The organism is Ruania zhangjianzhongii (assembly GCF_008000995.1).
GTDB classification, from domain to species: Bacteria; Actinomycetota; Actinomycetes; order Actinomycetales; family Beutenbergiaceae; genus Ruania; species Ruania zhangjianzhongii.
On record NZ_CP042828.1, the window covers coordinates 3,878,508 to 3,896,230 of the forward strand.

At 69.4% G+C, this 17,723-nt stretch carries 17 protein-coding genes and 1 tRNA gene; 7 read left to right on the plus strand and 11 right to left on the minus strand.

The features are described from left to right. The first annotated feature begins 25 nt into the window (after window positions 1-25). Together FU260_RS18000 and FU260_RS18005 are read left to right on the plus strand one after the other, a co-directional pair. The gene (locus FU260_RS18000) at window positions 26-751 is read left to right on the plus strand and encodes an aspartate/glutamate racemase family protein (RefSeq protein WP_147918292.1); all 726 of its coding nucleotides are present in this window, start codon (window positions 26-28) and stop codon (window positions 749-751) included. 26 nt (window positions 752-777) lie between these two features. Further along, complete coding sequence (locus tag FU260_RS18005) at window positions 778-2,007, plus strand: GmrSD restriction endonuclease domain-containing protein (protein ID WP_235912271.1); 1,230 nt, start codon at window positions 778-780, stop codon at window positions 2,005-2,007. Between the two features lie 41 nt (window positions 2,008-2,048). On the opposite strand, the gene FU260_RS18010 is transcribed toward FU260_RS18005, so the two are convergent. The 5 genes from FU260_RS18010 to FU260_RS18030 form a co-directional block, all read right to left on the minus strand. Then, window positions 2,049-2,234 carry a hypothetical protein gene (locus FU260_RS18010; RefSeq protein WP_147918293.1) on the minus strand — a complete coding sequence of 62 codons (186 nt, stop codon included), beginning with the start codon at window positions 2,232-2,234 and terminating at the stop codon, window positions 2,049-2,051. A gap of 81 nt (window positions 2,235-2,315) precedes the next feature. Continuing rightward, window positions 2,316-3,062 carry a MerR family transcriptional regulator gene (locus tag FU260_RS18015; RefSeq protein WP_210418117.1) on the minus strand — a complete coding sequence of 249 codons (747 nt, stop codon included), beginning with the start codon at window positions 3,060-3,062 and terminating at the stop codon, window positions 2,316-2,318. A 77-nt stretch (window positions 3,063-3,139) separates the two neighbouring features. Beyond that, on the minus strand, window positions 3,140-3,559 hold the full coding sequence (locus FU260_RS18020; protein WP_147918295.1) for a VOC family protein: 420 nt from the start codon (window positions 3,557-3,559) through the stop codon (window positions 3,140-3,142). Further along, the gene (locus tag FU260_RS18025; protein ID WP_147918296.1) at window positions 3,556-4,488 is read right to left on the minus strand and encodes an AraC family transcriptional regulator; all 933 of its coding nucleotides are present in this window, start codon (window positions 4,486-4,488) and stop codon (window positions 3,556-3,558) included. The genes FU260_RS18020 and FU260_RS18025 overlap by 4 nt, the downstream gene beginning before the upstream one ends. A gap of 114 nt (window positions 4,489-4,602) precedes the next feature. Then, a complete protein-coding gene (locus tag FU260_RS18030; RefSeq protein WP_147918297.1) occupies window positions 4,603-5,163 on the minus strand; it encodes a TetR/AcrR family transcriptional regulator in 561 nt (186 codons plus the stop codon). A 90-nt stretch (window positions 5,164-5,253) separates the two neighbouring features. Between FU260_RS18030 and FU260_RS18035 the strand changes: the two genes are divergently transcribed. Beyond that, the gene (locus FU260_RS18035) at window positions 5,254-6,498 is read left to right on the plus strand and encodes an alpha/beta hydrolase family protein (RefSeq protein ID WP_147918298.1); all 1,245 of its coding nucleotides are present in this window, start codon (window positions 5,254-5,256) and stop codon (window positions 6,496-6,498) included. 8 nt (window positions 6,499-6,506) lie between these two features. Then, entirely contained in the window at window positions 6,507-7,895 is a 1,389-nt protein-coding gene (locus FU260_RS18040) for an MFS transporter (RefSeq protein ID WP_147918299.1), read from the plus strand. 75 nt (window positions 7,896-7,970) lie between these two features. Here the strand turns inward: FU260_RS18040 and FU260_RS18045 are convergent, their stop codons facing one another. Next, window positions 7,971-8,936 (minus strand): helix-turn-helix transcriptional regulator, encoded by a 966-nt coding sequence (locus FU260_RS18045; RefSeq protein WP_147918300.1) that lies wholly within the window; start codon window positions 8,934-8,936, stop codon window positions 7,971-7,973. 122 nt (window positions 8,937-9,058) lie between these two features. On the opposite strand from FU260_RS18045, the gene FU260_RS18050 reads away from it, so the two are divergent. Then, entirely contained in the window at window positions 9,059-9,454 is a 396-nt protein-coding gene (locus tag FU260_RS18050) for a RidA family protein (protein WP_147918301.1), read from the plus strand. Between the two features lie 75 nt (window positions 9,455-9,529). On the opposite strand, the gene FU260_RS18055 is transcribed toward FU260_RS18050, so the two are convergent. Continuing rightward, window positions 9,530-9,603: transfer RNA gene (locus FU260_RS18055), tRNA-Met, on the minus strand. 103 nt (window positions 9,604-9,706) lie between these two features. Then, window positions 9,707-12,781, minus strand: a complete 3,075-nt coding sequence (locus tag FU260_RS18060; protein ID WP_235912270.1) for a UPF0182 family membrane protein — start codon at window positions 12,779-12,781, stop codon at window positions 9,707-9,709. A gap of 124 nt (window positions 12,782-12,905) precedes the next feature. Here FU260_RS18060 and FU260_RS18065 point away from each other — a divergent pair, with 124 nt between their 5' ends. Then, complete coding sequence (locus tag FU260_RS18065; protein ID WP_147918303.1) at window positions 12,906-13,442, plus strand: PPA1309 family protein; 537 nt, start codon at window positions 12,906-12,908, stop codon at window positions 13,440-13,442. Here FU260_RS18065 and FU260_RS18070 read toward each other — a convergent pair. Together FU260_RS18070 and FU260_RS18075 are read right to left on the minus strand one after the other, a co-directional pair. Continuing rightward, the gene (locus FU260_RS18070; RefSeq protein WP_168211846.1) at window positions 13,439-14,200 is read right to left on the minus strand and encodes an alpha/beta hydrolase; all 762 of its coding nucleotides are present in this window, start codon (window positions 14,198-14,200) and stop codon (window positions 13,439-13,441) included. The genes FU260_RS18065 and FU260_RS18070 overlap by 4 nt on opposite strands. After that, complete coding sequence (locus tag FU260_RS18075; RefSeq protein ID WP_168211847.1) at window positions 14,190-15,320, minus strand: YlbL family protein; 1,131 nt, start codon at window positions 15,318-15,320, stop codon at window positions 14,190-14,192. Before FU260_RS18075 ends, FU260_RS18070 begins: the two co-directional genes overlap by 11 nt. A 115-nt stretch (window positions 15,321-15,435) precedes the next feature. Between FU260_RS18075 and FU260_RS18080 the strand changes: the two genes are divergently transcribed. Continuing rightward, complete coding sequence (locus tag FU260_RS18080; protein ID WP_147918306.1) at window positions 15,436-17,040, plus strand: zinc-dependent metalloprotease; 1,605 nt, start codon at window positions 15,436-15,438, stop codon at window positions 17,038-17,040. A gap of 134 nt (window positions 17,041-17,174) precedes the next feature. On the opposite strand, the gene FU260_RS18085 is transcribed toward FU260_RS18080, so the two are convergent. Continuing rightward, window positions 17,175-17,702: a M48 metallopeptidase family protein gene (locus tag FU260_RS18085; protein ID WP_328592999.1), complete on the minus strand. Its 528-nt coding sequence runs from the start codon at window positions 17,700-17,702 to the stop codon at window positions 17,175-17,177. Window positions 17,703-17,723: the final 21 nt, after the last annotated feature.

A 17,723-nucleotide genomic window follows, 5' to 3' on the forward strand; every position in this document is an offset into this window, starting at 1 on the left:
TACTCCTGCTGGCAGGATGGCGACCATGGCACACCAGGTGATCGGGATGCTCGGCGGGATGAGCTGGCAGTCCACGGCGAAGTACTACCAGCTTGCCAACGAGCTGGTCGGCGAGCGCCTCGGCGGGTTGCACTCGGCCCGGCTCGTGCTCGCCTCGGTGGACTTCGCCGAGGTCGAAGAGAGGCAGCGCGCGGGCCGGTGGCACGAGGCCGGTGAGCTGCTCGCGCGCGAGGCCGTCGGGCTGCAGGCGGCCGGTGCCGAGCTGCTGCTGATCTGCGCGAACACGATGCACAAGGTCGCCGAGCAGGTACAGCAGGCGGTCGATATCCCGCTGCTGCACCTGGCCGACGCGACCGCGATGGCGGTTCGCCAGCGCGGCCTGAGTACTGTGGGCCTGCTCGGTACCGCGTTCACCATGGAGCAGGACTTCTACCTCGACCGACTCGCCGCCCATGGCCTGCAGGTGCTGGTGCCGGAGGCGGCGGACCGGGCCGAGGTACACCGGATCATCTTCGACGAACTGGTCCGCGGTGAGATCCGTGCCGACTCCCGGCAGATCTACCGGGAGGTGATCGGCCGGCTCACCGGCGCCGGGGCCGAGGGTGTGATCCTCGGCTGCACGGAGATCGAGCTGCTGATCGGTGCCGCGGACTCCCCCGTGCCGGTCTTCCCGACCACTCGGCTGCACATCGAATCCGCTGTGGCGGTAGCGCTCGGTACTGCCGACGTCGGCGGGTTCGCCCCCCGCTGACCCGCTGGTGGGCAATACTTGCTCGTGTGAACAATCGCGGGTCCGGGCACCGCTGGGTCCCGTGGGTCGCCGCCGGTGTCCTGGTGGCAGTGTTGGCCGGTTTTAACCAGGGCACGGTGATCATCGTGCTCGCGGTGATCACAGCAGTGCTGGGTCTGGCTCTGCTGCTGGTCCGGGGCCAACGCGGCCGTGGGGCAGTGCTGGCCGCCGCCGGCCTGGTGGCCTGCCTGATCGGCGCCGCGGTCCTCGATTCCGAGCCCACCACTGAGCCACCTACCCCAAGCGCTTCCGCGGAAGCGTCCACCGCTCCCGAGGTGAGCACCCCTGCTCCGGTGCGGGAGTCGCCGTCGCCGACCGCTTCCGCGGAAGCGTCGCAGACACCCGCCCCGAGCGCTTCCGCGGAAGCACCCTCGCCCAGCCCGGCCCCCACGGAACCCGAGCCGAGCTCCGGCGGCGAGCTGCGCGCCGTCGACGTGCTCGCCCTGCTGGAGATCAAGGGCCGGGCAGCGAAGACCGGCTATGACCGGGATGCCTTCGCCTACCGCGAGGTGGACCTGGACCGGAACGGCTGCGACACCCGCAACGACATCCTGAACCGGGACCTGCAGGCAAGGACCCACCGGCCGGGCACCGATGGCTGTGTGGTGCTGACCGGGATGCTCGAGGACCCCTTCAGCGGCGAGTGGATCAGCTACGTCCGTGGTGCGGACACCTCCAGCGACGTGCAGATCGACCATGTGGTGGCACTCTCCGACGCCTGGCAGAAGGGGGCGCAGGCGTGGGATGCGGCCACGTTGCAGGCGTTCGGCAACGACCCGCTGAACCTGCTCGCCGTCTCCGGCCCGCTGAACTCGCAGAAGGGCGACGGGGACGCCGCCACCTGGCTGCCACCGAACCGTTCGTACCGGTGCGACTACGTGGCCCGGCAGATCGCAGTGAAGTACGCCTACGAGCTCTGGGTCACCGAGGCCGAGCACGAAGCGATGGCGCGCATCCTCGGCTCCTGCCCGGACCAGCTGCTGCCCGAGGGCGCCGAGCCGGCCCAGGAGCCGACCACCGACGTGCCCACGCCAGGACCGGTCGCCGAACCCAGCCAGGCTCCGTCGTCACCTGCTCCAGCCGACGACGTTCCCGGGGAGCCGTCCTACGCGAACTGCTCCGAGGTGCGCGCCGCAGGTGCCGACCCGATCCGAGCGGGTGATCCCGGATGGAGCCCCAGGTTCGACGGGGACGGTGACGGCGTCGGCTGCGAGTAGGCCGCGGTGGTGCACCACGCGCCGCGCGGCTCCCGGCGGGGTCAGCGGCGGCAGCCGAACCGACCGGAGGCTGCCCCCATCGCGCTGCCGATGGCGATCCCGATGGCGACGCCGATCGGCAGGTTGTCCATCAGGATCCCGATGGTCACGCCGACCACCGCGCCGATGCCCATCCCGGCCCATGGTTCTGCTCGTCGGGGCCGGTTCGCGCGCTCGTCGGGGACCATGAGGTTCACGCTACGTGGCCGCTGCTGCCCCGAGATCCCCCGCGCGGCGGAGATCTGCGCCCGCCCGCACGGGGGATTGGCTCAGGCGGTGGCGCGGCCGATGAACTCCAGCTGCTCCGGGCTGGGGCCGCCGTGCTCGCGGCGGATCTGCTCGGAGTTCTCCGCCTGCATCGCCAGCAGCGACTCGCGCATCTGCTCGTCGCCCCGGTGGAACTGGGCGAGCAGGTCCTGCCACTCGCGGCCCAGGGCCCGCCCTTCCGAGCTGGTCGGGTCCACACCGTTCTCGACGGCGGTCTGCACCCGGCCGATCAGGTGTGGCCAGGCGGCCTGCACCTGGGCGATCTGCTCGGCCTCACCTTCCTGACGCTGTGCCAGCTCGGCGAGCTGGTCCGGGGTGAAGTACTTCTCCACGATCTTGTCCACGACGATCACCTTTCTGATCAGGGTCAACAAGTCGGCGGCAGTCCGGTCCTCGGCAGCGGTCAGGGTGGCCTGCAGGCTCGCCCGCAGCCGGGTCAGCTCGGCGAGCTGGTCCTCCACGGCGGCGAGGTGCTGGCTGAGCACCGGTCCGAGAGGGGCCGAGTTCGCCAGCACCTCGCCGATGGTGGCGAGCGGCACGCCGAGCCGGCGCAGCGCGAGCACCTGGTACACCCGCTCCACGTTCGCACCGGTGTAGTACCGGTGCCCGGAGAAGGTATCCCGGCTCGGTGCGACCAGACCGAGGTCGTCCCAGTGGTGCAGCGTGCGCACAGTCAGGCCGGTGGTTCGGGCGAGCTCACCGATCTTCCAGGTCTCCTGCTCGGCCCGGGCCTCCTGGTCGCTGGTCACGACTGTCCTTCCGTCGACTTCACCGGCCACGGGTGCGGCCGGCGTCATGGACGCTAGGACCTGACGTCACGTGAGGTTCAAGTCCTCGGTTCGCCGCGGTAGGGGCCGAAGGACCAGAGGTTACCTTCCGGGTCGGCCGCGGCGAACTCGTAGTTGCCGTAGTCCTGGCCGGCCGGTTCGCGCACGATCGTAGCGCCGGCGGCCTTGGCCCGGGCGTGGAGCTCGTCGACGTGTTCGGTGACCACGTAGCCGCCGAACGTGCCCGGCTCGCGGGTCCATTCGGTACCGGGCTGGTAGGAGCCGAGCATGATGCCGCCGCCTTCGGGCCAGTCGAGCTGAGCGTGGGCGACCTGGTCGCCGTCGGCGTAGACCGCGGTCTTGACGAAGCCGAAAGCCTCGACCAGGAATTCGATCAGGGCCGGGCAGTCCCTGGCCTGCAGCGTGGGCCAGACGGTGGGCGCGGGTGTGCCGTGGGGTGCTGACTGAGGAGTGTTCATACGCTGGAGTCTGCTCCGCCCAGGTGGCCGCCGGCTTGGATAATTCGGCGCTCCTGGGTGATCCACTCGGTGGGCGCAGCGTGGGTGAGCTCGCGGAACTCCCGCACCAGGTGGGACTGGTCGTAGTAGCCGCACCGGTGCGCGACCTCGGCGAGCGTTCGCGGGTATCCCGTGCTCGCCCCTTGGGCGACCTGCTGTGACGCGTGCTGGAACCGCATCAGCCGGCTGACCACCTTGGGGCTGTGGCCGACCTCCCGGTCGAAGAGGGTGCGCAGCTGCCGCGGGCTGAGCGCCACGTGCTCGGCCAGCCCGCGCATCGAGCCGGTACCGCGGTGGCGGGCCATCCAGGTCCACGCCTCCACCAGCTCGGGACGGACGCGGCCGGCACGGCCGGCGGTATCGGTGCGACGGCGCAGGTAGTCGGCGATCAGATCGAACCGGCGCGGCCAGTCCGGCTGCTCGAGCAGCTGGTAGCGCAGCCGGGCGATCTCCGCCCCGAGCAGGTCCGTACCCTCCACGGTGAGCGGGTCCAGCTCGCCGGCGGGAGCCCCGAACAGGACGCGAGCCGCCAGTGGGTGCACGGCAATCTCGATACCGGCCTCGTGACTGGGCTGGCGCACGTAGGCGGGAGCCGTGTGCAGGCCGGCCACCAGGACCTCATTGGAGTAGGCATGGCTCGAGGCCAGGTGCTCCGGGCTCTCCCCGGTCGCGATCGGCTCGTCCAGCGAGATGATGAAGGTCAGGTGCGGCGAGGGCAGTCCGCGGTGCACCCCGGGGCGCTGGCCGGAGCTGTGGTAGCCGACAGTGGAGGCGACCAGACCGGGCAGGGCTGGAGCGGCTGCCAGGAACGTGTACGGCGGGACGCCCTCGTCCTGCCGGCTCTCATCCTGCTGCGGGTGCTCATTCTGCACCGCCTGCTCGGTGCCCATCCCGCCACGGTAGTGCGCGGGCGGGTGCGACCGGTAGATCAAGTGGCCCCGAATGCGCAGTGTGCGCCGATATCACTGCGCGTTGGTGACCGGTCGATCGGACGCCAGCGGGAGTCAGAGCAGGCGTTCGACCAGGGCGTCGGTGTAGTCCTGCTCGAAATGCTCCGCCCCGAACACCACCCGGAGGTAGAGCGGGGCGAGAATGTGGTCGATCACCTCGAGAACCTCGGGCGGGGCTTCGCCGCGTTCCCGGCTCCGGTCGAGCATGGCCTGCAGCTGGTCATAGCGTTCGTTCGCGAACTCGTCCCGCAGCTGCACACCCGCTGCACCTCCGGCGGACAGGGCGATCGCCAGGCGCAGGACGGCCGGACCGGCGGGTCCGGTGATGTCCTGAGCTACCTGGGCTGCGTAGGCGCGCAGGTCCCCTTTCAGGCTTCCGGTGTCCGGAATCGGGGACTGCTCGCTACGCACCACCTCGATGAGCAGCGCATCGAGACCGCCCCAACGGCGATAGATGCTGCTGTCGGCCACTCCGGCTCGGGTGGCGACGTCACCGACGCTGAAGTTGCCATATCCGGATTCATCCACGAGGTCGATGACCGCCCGATGCACGGCTGCCCGGACCCGGGCGCTGCGGCCACCGGGCCGGCGGGCCGGGTGTTCCTGCTCGTTCACACCGTCAGCATAACGCAGTTCGCTCTTGCGTTTACGGTCCTGCTCCTGCTACGTTCGCAAACGCAGCTATCCACTGCTTTAGGAGTGAGAGTGAAACCCCTGTTCTTCCCTGACGACGCCCAGTTCTGGTTCGAGACACTGCGTACCTTCGGGCACATCACCTACGGCGGCGCCGACTTCGGCGAAGTCGCGGTGACCGCCGAGCGGATCACCTCTGGTGACTACGACAGCTGGCACGACCAGTGGCGGCACACTGCCGACCGAGTGGCCGGCGAAGGCCGCGACAGCCTGGCCAGCGGTCACCGGATCAGTGCCCGGGACGCCTTCCTGCGCGCCTCGAACTACTACCGCAACGCCGAGTTCTTCCTGCACGGGGACCCGGCCGACCCGCGGATCCGCACGGCCTACGACGCCTCGGTCGACTACTTCCGGCGGGCCGGAGCCCTGTTCAGTCCAGCGATCGAACCGGTCGAGATCCCCTATGCCGACACAGTGCTGCCCGGCTACCTGTACCGGGCCGACCACTCCGGCGCCCCACGGCCGACCGTGGTGATGTTCAACGGCTTCGACGGCAGCGTGGAGGAGATGCACTTCTTCGGCGCTGCCGCCGCCCTCGAGCGCGGCTACACGGTGCTGTCCTTCGACGGCCCCGGCCAGCCGGGCACGCGCCACCACCACGGACTCACCTTCCGCCCAGACTGGGAGAACGTGGTCGGTCCCGTGCTGGACTACGCCGGGACGATTCCCGAGGTCGACCCGGACCGGATCGCACTGCTCGGCAACAGTATGGGTGGCCTGCTCGCTCCGCGTGCGGCAGCATTCGACCAGCGGATTGCTGCGCTCGTCGCGCTGGACGGTGTCTACGACCTGAGCCTCGTGGCGACGTCGCTGTTTCCGGGCGATGCGGCCGAGGCCGAACGCCGGCTGCGAGCCGCCGATGACCCCGAGGTGGACGCCGCACTCGCCGCCGCCATGGCCGCGGACCCGACGGCACGCTGGGCCATCGAGCACGGCATGTACGTGCTCGGCGCCGCCACCCCGCGCGCCTTCGCTGCCGCCTACCTTGACTACCACCTGCGGGACGGCATCGCGGAGCAGATCAGCTGCCCCACCCTGGTGTGCTCCGGCACCGAGGACGACTTCTTCGCCGGGCAGCCCGAGCTGCTGTTCGAGCACCTGACCTGCACGAAGACACTGGTGCCGTTCACTGCGGACGACGGCGCTGGCGCGCACTGCCAGGCCGGCGCCCAGCGGCTGGCCTACGCCCGGGTCTACGACTGGCTGGACGACGTCTTCGGCGCCCAGCCCTCGCGCGCCGCGAGCTCACCCACCTAGGAGATTGCATGGCACTGGCAGTCGAAACCCGCAGCACGCCGTACACGAAGCGCTGGGCCGCCCTCGCCGTCATCCTCGGCGCGGAGGCGATGGACCAGCTGGACGCCTCGATCGTGGCCGTCTCGGTGCCGACCATCCGCGACGACCTCGGCGTCTCACTGCCGGTCATGCAGTGGATCGTCGCGGGCTACTCGCTCGCGATGGCCGTCGGCCTGATCACCGGCGGCCGGCTCGGTGACATCGTCGGCCGCCGGCGGATGTTCCTGGCCGGTGTGCTCGGATTCCTGCTCACCTCCCTGCTGTGCGCGCTCGCACCTTCTGGTGAGGTATTGATCGCGAGCCGAATCCTGCAAGGCCTGTGCGGGGCCCTCATGCTCCCGCAGGGCTTCGGGATGATCAAGGAGATGTTCCCGGCGCAGGAGATGGTCAAGGCCCTGGCGATGTTCGGACCGGTGATGGGGCTCTCCTCGGTCGGCGGGCCGATCGTCGCCGGCGTGCTGATCGATCTCGACCTGTTCGGCCTGGGCTGGCGGTCCAGCTTTCTCCTCAACCTGCCGGTGGGGCTGCTCACCCTCGTGGCAGGGATACGGCTGCTACCGCACCGCCGCCAGGCACGAGCAGCCCCGGTCCGGTTGGACCTCCCGGGGGTGCTGCTCGCGGGCTCCGGGAGCCTGCTGCTGATCTTCGGTCTGGTCCAGGGTGGCGAACTGGGCTGGCCGAGCTGGACGTTCCTCGCGCTCGCCGCCGGCATCGCCGTCTTCGGCGTGTTCGCGCTGCGCATCCGGCGGGTGCGGTTCCCGCTGGTGGAGCCGAGCCTGTTCGGCAAACGGGCCTATACCGGCGGTGTACTGATCGCCATCATGTTCTCCGGACTGGTCGCCTCGCTGGCGCTGATCCTCAACCTGCTGACCCAGCTGCAGCTGGGCTACTCCCCGACCGAGGCGGGCGTGGCGATGGCACCGGTCTCTGTGGGCGTCGTGATCGGAGCGGTCGGCGGCTTCGGTCTCGCTCGCCGGATCGGACGCCGCACTCTTCAGCTGGGGCTGATCGTGACCGGGGTCGGTCTGCTCACGCTGCTGGCCCTGCTGCCCGAGGCAGGCGGGAGCCCCTGGTATCTCGTTCCCGGGGTCTTCATCGCCGGCCTCGGCATGGGGCTGATGATCGCGCCCCTGTTCTCTTTCATCCTGGCCGGCGTGGATGACCACGAGGTGGGCTCGGCCTCCGGCGTGCTGACCGCCAGCCAGCAGCTCGGGTCTGCCCTCGGGGTCGCGACGCTCGGCACGCTGTTCACCGCCACCTCGTTCAGCGCGACCCTGCTTGCCATGGGCGCGGCGCTGGTGCTGACCTTCGCTCTGGTATTCCTGCTCCCCCGGCACGGGCGCGCCGAGACCGCCTAGCTGCCCCGACCGGAATTGCGATGAACCCTGGCAGGTCTGGCAGGCCCGGCAGGCCCGTCAGGTCTGTCAGGCTCGTCAGGCCCGATAGCGACCAGCGACAGCTTCGGCACGGTCACGCAGCGCCGTCCGCAGTGAGTCTGGAGCCAGAACCTCGGCGTCGGTGTCCAGCTGCCAGACGGCCCACACCGCATGCCGCAGATCCTCGAAGTCGACGTCGAGACGAACCCAGCCGTCAGCCTCTGACTCTTCCGCACGGACCGCACGCACGGTGTTCAGGAGTTCTTCGCGCCGCGTCGGATTGACTCTCACCAGTACCTGAAGGTGGTTCTCAGCGAGAAACTGGGCACTGCGCTCGGTCCAGATCCGGTCGAGGTCCACCTGATCCGGGCGCTGCGCACGTTCCGGCAGCACTGCTGCCGTCATCATGCGCGAGACCCGGTAGGTGCGATCCTTCCCCGCCTTGATAGCCAGCAGGTAGGTACGGCCCCGGACGGTGACCAGACCAATCGGGTCAACGGTGTGCCAGCGGGGTTCCCGCTCTGGCGCGGCGTAGTGGAAGCGGAGCCGGTGCCCGGTGAGCACGGCCTGGCGAACCTGACCCATCACCGCGCTCGCTGCCTCCTCGGGGACCAGTCGCCTGGAGAGCAGATCGGTCTCCGGCTCAACCAGGAACCGAGTGGCGGCATCGTCCAGGCTGGCCCGATGCCCCTCGGGCAGCGCATCCACCACCTTCCGCATCGCGGAGGCGAGAGCGGTGCCGAGGCCGAAGACCTTGGTGCCGCGCCCCGACCCGGCGGTGAGCAGTGCGAGCGCCTCGTCATGGTTCAGCCCGGTCAGCTCGGTGCGCAGGCCCGGTAGGAGCGAGAACCCGCCGTGTCGCCCGCGATCAGCGTAGAGCGGGATGCCTGCTGTCGACAGGGCCTCGACGTCGCGCAGCACAGTACGCGCGGACACCTCCAGCTCGCCGGCCAGTTGACCCGCAGTCATCCGGCCCCGCTGCCGCAGCAGCAGTACCAGAGAGACCAACCGATCGGCACGCACGTGGTCATTCTTATCAAGAATCATGACATGACGTGTCGTGTTTTGTTGTCAGGCTTGGTCTGAGGGGCGTCGAGGACGGCGGCTACCCAGCCGCCGGGCGCCCCGCAACGATGGGAGTCGAAGTGGAACGCACAGCAGTCAACCCGGTGACCTGGTCGCTGGAGCTGGGGTTCAACCAGGGTGAGGCCGTCTCTGGGGCGACCCGGACCCTGTACATCTCGGGCCAGACCGCGATGAGCGGGGACGGCACACCGGAGCACGCTGGGGACATCGCCGCGCAGCTCCGGCTCGCCGTGGACAACCTCGAAGCAGTGCTCAGCGAGGCCGGCATGTCATTGGCGAACCTCGTTCGTCTGAACGTGTACACCACGGACGTGGACGCCCTGTTCCCGCACTACGGTGTGCTCGCCGGAAGGCTCGGGGCGGCGGCCGTCGCGCCGACCACCACGATGCTCGGGGTGACGCGACTCGCGGTACCGGGCCAGCTGGTCGAACTCGACGGCACAGCTATCGCCTAGAGCCACTGCCACCCCGGGGCAGAAATGACGAACGGCGCAATCTCGACTTTCGCCTGAGATTGCGCCGTTCCTTAGTGGCGGGGGGAGGATTTGAACCTCCGACCTCCGGGTTATGAGCCCGGCGAGCTACCGAACTGCTCCACCCCGCGTCGGTATCCCCTACTCTACGGCAGCGCCGGGAGCAGGGGCAAATCCTTGGCCGGTGGCCCCGGTCACATCTGCGCCGGGGCCACCGCCGTCACCGCGGCGAGGTCATCCCTCGCCGTCGGTCGGTTCCTCGCTCGCGCCACCTTCACCAGAACCGCCGTCACCCGTGCCGGCCACCGGCTCACCGGTGATCTCGGCTTCGGCCTCCAGCGCCTCGGCCAGTGCGGTGTTCAGCCGCTCCTGCGCCTCGCCGTACGCCGCCCAGTCACCAGCAGCCATGGCCTCGGAGGACTCCTGCATGGCTGTGGACGCCTCGTCGAGCGCCTGGGTCAGCCGCTGCTGGGCATCGGCGTTGCCGCTACTGCCGTCGCCAGTGTCCTGGCCTCCGTCCCCGGAGCCGTCGTCGGAGCCGTCGCCGGTACCAGCATCGTCGCCCGGGTCCACTCCGGCATCGCCGGCGTTCGCCCCGGAATCACCCTGGAACACCTGGTCGAGTGCCTCGTCCAGAGTCTGGGCGAACCCGATCTCGTCACCGAAGGCCACCAGTACCCGACGCAGCAGCGGGAACTGCGTACTGCCCGAGGACTGCACGTACACCGGTTGCACGTAGAGCATGCCCTGACCGACAGGCAGCGTGAGCAGGTTGCCCTGGATCACTTCCGACCCGCCTCGGGAGAGAATATTCAGCTCGTTCGCGGCATCGGTATCGGAGTCGAAATTGTTCTGCACCTGCCCGGGCCCGGGCACAGTGAGGTCTCGCGGTAACTCCAGCATGGTGATCGTGCCGTAGTCCTCAGCCACCTGCCCGGCCTCGTTCCCGGGTTCGGCGTTCACCGCCATGAACCCGGTGAGCACATTGCGTTGGTCGTCGTCCAAGATGAACGAGGACGTCAGCGAGAAGTTCGCGTTCTGCTCATCGCCCGGCATCGCCAGAGTCAAGTAGTACGGCGGCTGGCGTACCTCGCTGCCCTCGGTCGGATCGTTCGGCACCCGCCAGAAATCACTGCCGGTGTAGAACGTCGCGGCATCGGTGACGTGATACTGGCTGAGCAGCTCGCGCTGCACCTTGAACAGGTCCTCCGGATAGCGCAGGTGGCTCATCAGGTCACCGCTGATCTCCGACAACGGCTGGATCGTGCCCGGATAGACATCCATCCACGTCTGCAGCACCGGATCCTCGGGGATGAACTCCTCCCCTTCGTTGTTGCCCTGACCCCAGGCGTACAGCGTGACCGAGCCGTCGTGGGCGTTCACCACGGCCTTCACCGAGTTACGGATGTAGTTGATGTACTCCGGCAGCTCGGTGATCTGCTGCTGCTCACCAGTGGACAACGAGTCGGTGATCGCCGACTCCAACTCTTGCCGGGCCGAGTAGGGGTACTCGTTCGAGGTGGTGTAGGCGTCGACGATCCAGACGACCTCATTGGTGCCGTCACCGTCAGTGTCCACGACGGCCGGGTAGGTCGTACCGTCAGTGGTCAAGAACGGTGCCACCCGGTTCACTCGGTCAATCGGGTCCCGGTTGTACAGAATCTGCGACTCTTCGGTGACCCGGTCGGAGAAGATGATCTGCTCGCTACCGAAGCGTGCCGCGTACAGCAACTGGTTCCACCAGTTGCCCACGGACGGACCGCCGTCGCCGGTGTAGGTGTTGTTCACCACCCCGTTCGGAGCGCTGTCATCCGGGTAGTCCAGCTCCCACGGATCCGTACCCTCGGGCGCGCCCACGATGGAGTACTCCGGCGAGTTCGGGCTGAAGTAGATCCGCGGCTCGTACTCGCCGAACTCGCCGACACTGGGGATACCGCGCTGGATGAACTGCGGACGCCCATCCGAGGTGACGGTGTTGCCGCGGGCGGCGACCACGCCGAACCCGTGGGTGAAGACGGTGTGGTCGTTGACCCAGCTGCGCTGCCCGGAGCCCTCCAGGTCCAGCTCGCGGACGGCGATCACCGTGTCCGTGCTCTCCCCGTCGATGTCATAGCGGTCCACCGCGAGCGTCTCGGGGAAGGTGTAGTACTGCTTGTTCTGCTGCAGCTGGCGGAACGTCGGGGAGACGATGTTCGGGTCGAGCAGGCGGATGCTCGCCGTGGACGCGGCATCCTCACGCAGCGCCCCGGCCTCGGCCACGGTCTCCGCCTCGTACGGCTCCACCTCCACCCGATTCAGCCCGTAGGCGTCATAGGTGGAGTCAATGTTGCGTTGGATGAACTCCGCCTCGAGCGCCTGGGCGTTCGGGTTCACCCGCACCTGCTGGATGATCGCCGGGTATGCCCATCCGACCAGGAGCCCGGCAACGACCATCAGCGCCACGCCCACGGCGGGCAGGCGCCAGTTCCCGCGCACTCCGGTCCACACGAACAGCAGCGCCACGAACACGCCGATGACGGCGAGGATCGCCTTGGCCGGCAGCACAGCGTTGATGTCGGTATAGGAAGCGCCGTCGAACCGGTCGCCCACCTCGGAGAGCAACGAATACCGGTCCAGCCAGTAGTTCGCAGCGATCAGCACGGTGATCACCGCTGCCAAGATCGCCGTGTGGATCCGCGCCGCCCGGGAGATCTTCTCCCCCTGCCCCATCGGCTGCAACGCCCCGTACAGGTAGTGCGTGAACACCGAGACCACAGCGCTGAGAATCGCGGTGACCATCAGGAAGGACACGATGAACCGCAAGAACGGCAGCGTGAACATGAAGAAGGACAGGTCGATCCCGAACTGCGGGTCGGTCTGCCCCCACTCACGCCCGTTCAGGGCCAGCAGCGCGCTCTGCCACTGTGCGGTGGCCGTGGAGCCGGCGAAGAAGGCGGCCACGATCGGCGCACCGATGAACACCGCACGGCGCAGCGGCTCGAACGCCTCCCGGTAGCGGTCCAGATCCTGCTGCTGCGGGGTTGTCGGCACGTACATCGGCCGGTTCCGGTAGGCGATCCGCAGGTTCACCCAGATCGAGGCGCCCATCACCACAGCACCGGCAACGAACAGCGCCGCCCGGGTGAGCCACTCGGTACGGATCACGTGGGTGTAGCCGAGCTGGGCGTACCAGAGCCACTCCGTCCAGAACCGGGAGAGGATGAGGAAGAGGACAACCACACCGACGATCACCAGGATCGTAGGCAGCAGCGGACCCCGCCGTCGGCGCCCAGTGGAGCCTGATGCGGGGCGGCTGGCAGCAAATGACACGAAAGCACCTCGGGAGGATCGTCGGGGCGTGGCAGGCCCGGCACTCGCTGGGGCTCTACTGCCACAACGCACGGGCCTCCAGTAAAGTTTCGCACACCCTGGAAGTGCTGCGACCATAGGCGGTATGGACTCCGAGTACTCTGCGCGCACCACGGCACTGGCCGAGGCAGTCCGTGAGGTCGAACGGCACGTGGCCAGCCAGGGCTGGGACTCCTCGGTCGCGGTGTACTCGTTAGTCCGGTCGGCCGCTCTGGTCGCCACCAGTGCGGAGCTGGCCGAAGAACTTCCCGACGGCGCAGCCTCCGATCCCGAGCATCTCACCGCGGTCATCCAGGACGGTCTGCCCGAGGCGGACACGCTGGAGGACCTGCTCGCCCAGCTCGCCTGGCCGGAGACGGTGGACGGGACCGCCGTCGTGGTCGAACGCGTGGTGGTCCCGCCCGAGGCGGAGGCGGCGATGCCCGACAGCTCCGAGGGCGGCCTCGAGTATCTGATGAACCACCCGGAGCGACAGGACGTGCGGATCGCCGCCGGGGTGTTGCGCACCGGGGAGTCCTGGTGCGCGCTGCGCTCCCGCGCTCACGACGACGACGCAGCGGTCGGTGGTGGCCCGACAGCGGTGCCCGGCCTGGTCGAGGCGCTGGCCGCGACCCTGCGCTAGGCGGCGCGACCCACGTCGTCGATCAGCTCGAGCACCAGGTCCGCGAACCGCGCTTGACCCTGCGGCGCTGCGTCGTCGAGATAGCCGGAGTGCCGGTAGCCGGCCATCACCTCCAATCGGACCTGCGCATCCAGCCCGTGCGCGCCGAGCGTGGCCAGCAGCACCTGGGTCTGCTCCCGGCGGCCCGGGACGTCATCGGCGGCGAGCACGATCAGCGTGGGGGCAAGTTGGCTCTGTGTACCGACGTGGAACAGCGGTGCTGCCTCGTCGACCAGGACGCGACGTGGATCGATCCCGCGTTCGCGCAGGACGTTGAAGTGGGTGGTGCTCTGTCCGGCGTCGAAGACCCAGCCGGCGACGTCCGTGACAGCCGCGCCGGCGCCGGCCAGCCAGTGTGCGTCGAAGCAGAGCATCATCGCCAGATATGCCCCTGCCGAGCTGCCGCCGACGAGTAGTGGGCGCTCGGGAAGCTCTCGAACCGCCCATGCGACGCAGGCCGCGGCATCGGTGATGAACTCCGGGTAGCGGGCATCGGGGTAGAGGCGATAGCTGGGCGAGGCGACGGTGACCCCGGTGCGGGCCAGCCGGTCGAGCACACCGGCAGCGTCCCGCCGATCGCCTCCCTCCAGTCCACCGCCGTGGAAGTAGACCAGCACCGGTGCGCCCCGTTCGGCTCCGGCGGTGCGGATGTCGACACGCTGGCCAGGCAGGCGCCCGTATGCCGTGGTGCGCAGGTCCACAGCCGGATCAGCCGGCACAGCTGGGCAGATCAGCGGCGCTGCCGTCGGCGATCGCCTGCACGGCCTGCTCCGCCTCTGCCAGGGTGGCGACGCGGATCACCTGCAGCCCCTCGGGCACATGTCCGACCACCTGGTCGCAGTTGCTCACCGGCGCCAGGAAGTACTCGGCACCGTCCCGCAGCGCGGCGAGCATCTTCAATCGGATGCCGCCGATCGGCCCGACCTGTCCGTCCGGGGTGATCGTGCCGGTACCCGCCACCACGTGTGGGCCGGCGATCGGGCCGGGGGTGAGCAGATCGATGATGCCGAGCGCGAACATGGTGCCGGCGCTCGGTCCACCGACGTTGTCGATCTCGATCTGCACGTCGATCGGATAGTCGAACTCGGCATTCAGGTACACGCCGAGGACGGCACCGCCCTGCCCGTCGTCGCCGGTGGTGATCTCCAGGTCGGCGGGCGCGCCGTCCCGGTCCACGGTCAGGGTGACAGTGCTGCCGGCGGCAGTGGCGGCGAGCGCGTCGGACAGATCCTGGTACGTGTCGATCGGTTGCTCACCGTCGGCGGTGCGCAGGTCGGTGATCACGTCACCGCGCTGCACTGCGCCGACGGCCCCACTGCCGGAGACGGGTTCGACGATGGTCAGCACAGCGGGGACGTCATGGCCGAGCGCGGTCAGTGCGGACACGGTCGCGTTCTGCTGCGAGGAGGCCATCTGCCGCGCAGCGGCCTGGCTGCGCTCCTCTTCGGTGACATCCGGCGCGAACACCGCCTCGGCCGGTTGCACCACCATGTCCTCGGCGAGCCAGCCGCGCAGCACGCTCCCGGCGGTGACCGGGAAACCGGGGCCGCCGGCGGAGGTGACAGTGGTCAGCCGCAGCTCGCCTTCCTCATTCGGGTAGGTCTCGGTGCCGTCGACGCTGATCAACGGATGCTCCGCCACCTCACCGAGGGTGTTGAACGTCGGTCCGGAGGCTTCGACGGCGTAGGGCACCGGCACCAACAGCATCGCCACGAGCAGGCCGAAGGCGGCGAGGCCGGACCCGACCATGGTGATCGCCCGAGTGCCGATCCGATACCGCTGGCGGATCTGCTGCCACCGGCTCGGGCCGGGCGGCGGCACGCTGGTCTCGGGAATCATCTCTCCATCATCGCGCGCCCGCGGGGATGGTGAGGCACAGCGGGCGTTGGTGCGCCGAGAGCGAAAGCACGACCCGGCGTCTGGTCCGGCCGTGCGCTGGTGGTTACCGTGAGGCATGACCGAGGATGACTCCCGCGAGCAGATGCGTCGGATGCTTGAGCAGATGCTCGGACCGGACGGCGCCGAGGAGGCGCTGCGCGCCCTGGAGGCCAGCGGGATGGACCCGGCCGCCTGGTCCTCGGCGGGGATGCCGGTGAACCCTGAGCAGATGCAGGCAGCGATGGCGCAGATGCGTCAGGTGCTCGCCGCAGGGGACGACGACGAGTCCCGCTGGCGGATGGCCCATGACGTCGCCCGGCAGGTGGCACACAGCGGTGGCGACCCGTCGGTCACCTCCGCGGAGGCTGCCCGGGCCCGTTCCATCCTGTCCGTGGCAGACCTGTGGCTGGATGCGGCCACCGAGCTGCCACCCTCTGGCGGGTCGCACTTGGCCGTCTCCCGAGCGCAGTGGGTGGAGCGCACACTGCCCACCTGGCGGGCGGTGGCCGACCCGGTCGGCTCCTCAGTGGCCGATGCCCTGGCTCAGATGGTCGACCCGGAACAGCTCGCCGAGCAGGGGCTCGCCGTGCCGGAGATGCCGATGCTTGCCGGTGCCGATATCGGTTCGATGATGCGCACGATGGGTTCGCTGAGCTTCGCGATGCAGGTGGGTCAGGCTGCCGGCACCCTCTCCCGTGAAGTGTTCGGCGGCACCGACGTCGGTCTGCCGCTGCTTGCCGAGCCCGCACTGCTGCTGGTACCGGCGAACGTGGCCGAGTTCGCCGAAGGCCTGGACGCGCCGGCCGACGAGGTCTGGCATTTCCTCGCGGTCCGCGAGGCAGCGCACGCCCGGTTGTTCACGCATGTGCCCTGGCTGCGCGCCAGTTTGCTCGGTGCCGTGGAGGAGTACGCCCGCGGCATCGAGATCGACCTGGAGCAGATGGAGGAGTCGATGCGCGGCATCGACCCCACGAACATGGACCAGCTGCGCTCGGCGTTGGCCGGGGGAATCTTCGCTCCGCACCACACCGAGGCCCAGACCCGGGCACTGAGCCGGCTGGAGACCTCGCTGGCGCTGGTGGAGGGCTGGGTGGAGGAGGTGACGGCCACTGCCGTCGCCCCACACCTGCCGCACGCGGTCCCGCTGCGGGAGATGCTCCGGCGCCGGCGCGCGGCCGGCGGTCCCGCCGAAGACACCTTCCGCACTCTGGTCGGGTTGGAGCTGCGGCCCCGGCGGGCCCGCGACGCCGCCACGCTGTGGGCGATCGTCGCCCAGGAGCAGGGACAGCACGCTCGGGACGAGCTCTGGTCGCACCCGGACCTGTTCCCCAGTACGGCGGATCTGGACTCCCCGACCGACTTCCTGGAGCGGCGCGCCGCCCGCGATGCCGAGTCCTCCGAGATCGATGCGGCGCTGGAGGCGATGCTGGACGGGACGCTCGGCACCGAGACTCCCGACGGCGACGGCGGCGGCGGCGAGGAGCCTGGCGCAGATAGCGCCGAGGACATCTCAGTCGATGGCGACGCCTCCGATCAGGGGGGCGGGACCGATGAGGGGGGCGGGACCGATGAGGGGGGCGGGACCGATGAGGGGGGCGGGACCGATGAGGGGCACGGCCCCCCGGGTGGGCCCGCGGCGGGCGAAGACGGCGACACCGAGCCGGGGCACAGCACCGACTGAGCCACCCTCCCGAGCCCTGCGTTCTCCCCGCCAGCGCCGGCCAAGCCCAGTGCCGGCCAAGCCCAGTGCCGGAGCGTCGTGACCCACTCCCTCACCCTGGCGGCGACACCATATGGCAACGCAGGGGTGCGCCGTCAGCCGTGCCAGACGTGCGTGACCCCGAGGAGGAAGCCTCGCGCCCGCTCGGTGTGCGGATAGGTACCCAGCAGCGCCCAGAACTCGTCCCCGTGCCCCGGTTCGATCAGATGCGCCAGCTCGTGCAGCAGCACGTAGTCGATCACCCAGGACGGCATCCCCTGCACCCGGTCGGAGATACGCACGGTGCGCCGTGCCGGGGTGCATGAGCCCCATCGGGTGCCCTGGTTCGAGGTCCACCGGATCGCTTCCGGTACCGCACGCTCGTCCAGATACTGCCGCGCGAGTGCCGCGGCGCGGCGGGTGAGCTCAGCCCCGTTCGGGCTGCGCCGCCGGTCGGAGTCGGCGAGGCGGGCGAGCATCCGGCGCACCCAGGTGTCCTCCTCCGCCCGGGTGAAACCGCTCGGGATGGCGACGATCGTGCGGCCGGCTTCCCGATGGGCGGAGACGGTCTTACGACGGCGACTGCTGCGGCGCACCACCACACGTTGGCCGTCCACCTGACGCGCGGAGTCGCGTGTGTTCACCGGGCAAGCGTGGCACACCCG

What these genes read in the sequence shown, in the direction of transcription:
- FU260_RS18000 (WP_147918292.1), top strand. Translation starts at nt 26, where the DNA reads ATGGCACACCAGGTGATCGGGATGCTCGGCGGGATGAGCTGGCAGTCC.
- FU260_RS18010 (WP_147918293.1), bottom strand. Translation starts at nt 2,234, where the DNA reads ATGGTCCCCGACGAGCGCGCGAACCGGCCCCGACGAGCAGAACCATGG.
- FU260_RS18020 (WP_147918295.1), bottom strand. Translation starts at nt 3,559, where the DNA reads ATGAACACTCCTCAGTCAGCACCCCACGGCACACCCGCGCCCACCGTC.
- FU260_RS18025 (WP_147918296.1), bottom strand. Translation starts at nt 4,488, where the DNA reads ATGGGCACCGAGCAGGCGGTGCAGAATGAGCACCCGCAGCAGGATGAG.
- FU260_RS18040 (WP_147918299.1), top strand. Translation starts at nt 6,507, where the DNA reads ATGGCACTGGCAGTCGAAACCCGCAGCACGCCGTACACGAAGCGCTGG.
- FU260_RS18065 (WP_147918303.1), top strand. Translation starts at nt 12,906, where the DNA reads ATGGACTCCGAGTACTCTGCGCGCACCACGGCACTGGCCGAGGCAGTC.
- FU260_RS18075 (WP_168211847.1), bottom strand. Translation starts at nt 15,320, where the DNA reads ATGATTCCCGAGACCAGCGTGCCGCCGCCCGGCCCGAGCCGGTGGCAG.
- FU260_RS18080 (WP_147918306.1), top strand. Translation starts at nt 15,436, where the DNA reads ATGACCGAGGATGACTCCCGCGAGCAGATGCGTCGGATGCTTGAGCAG.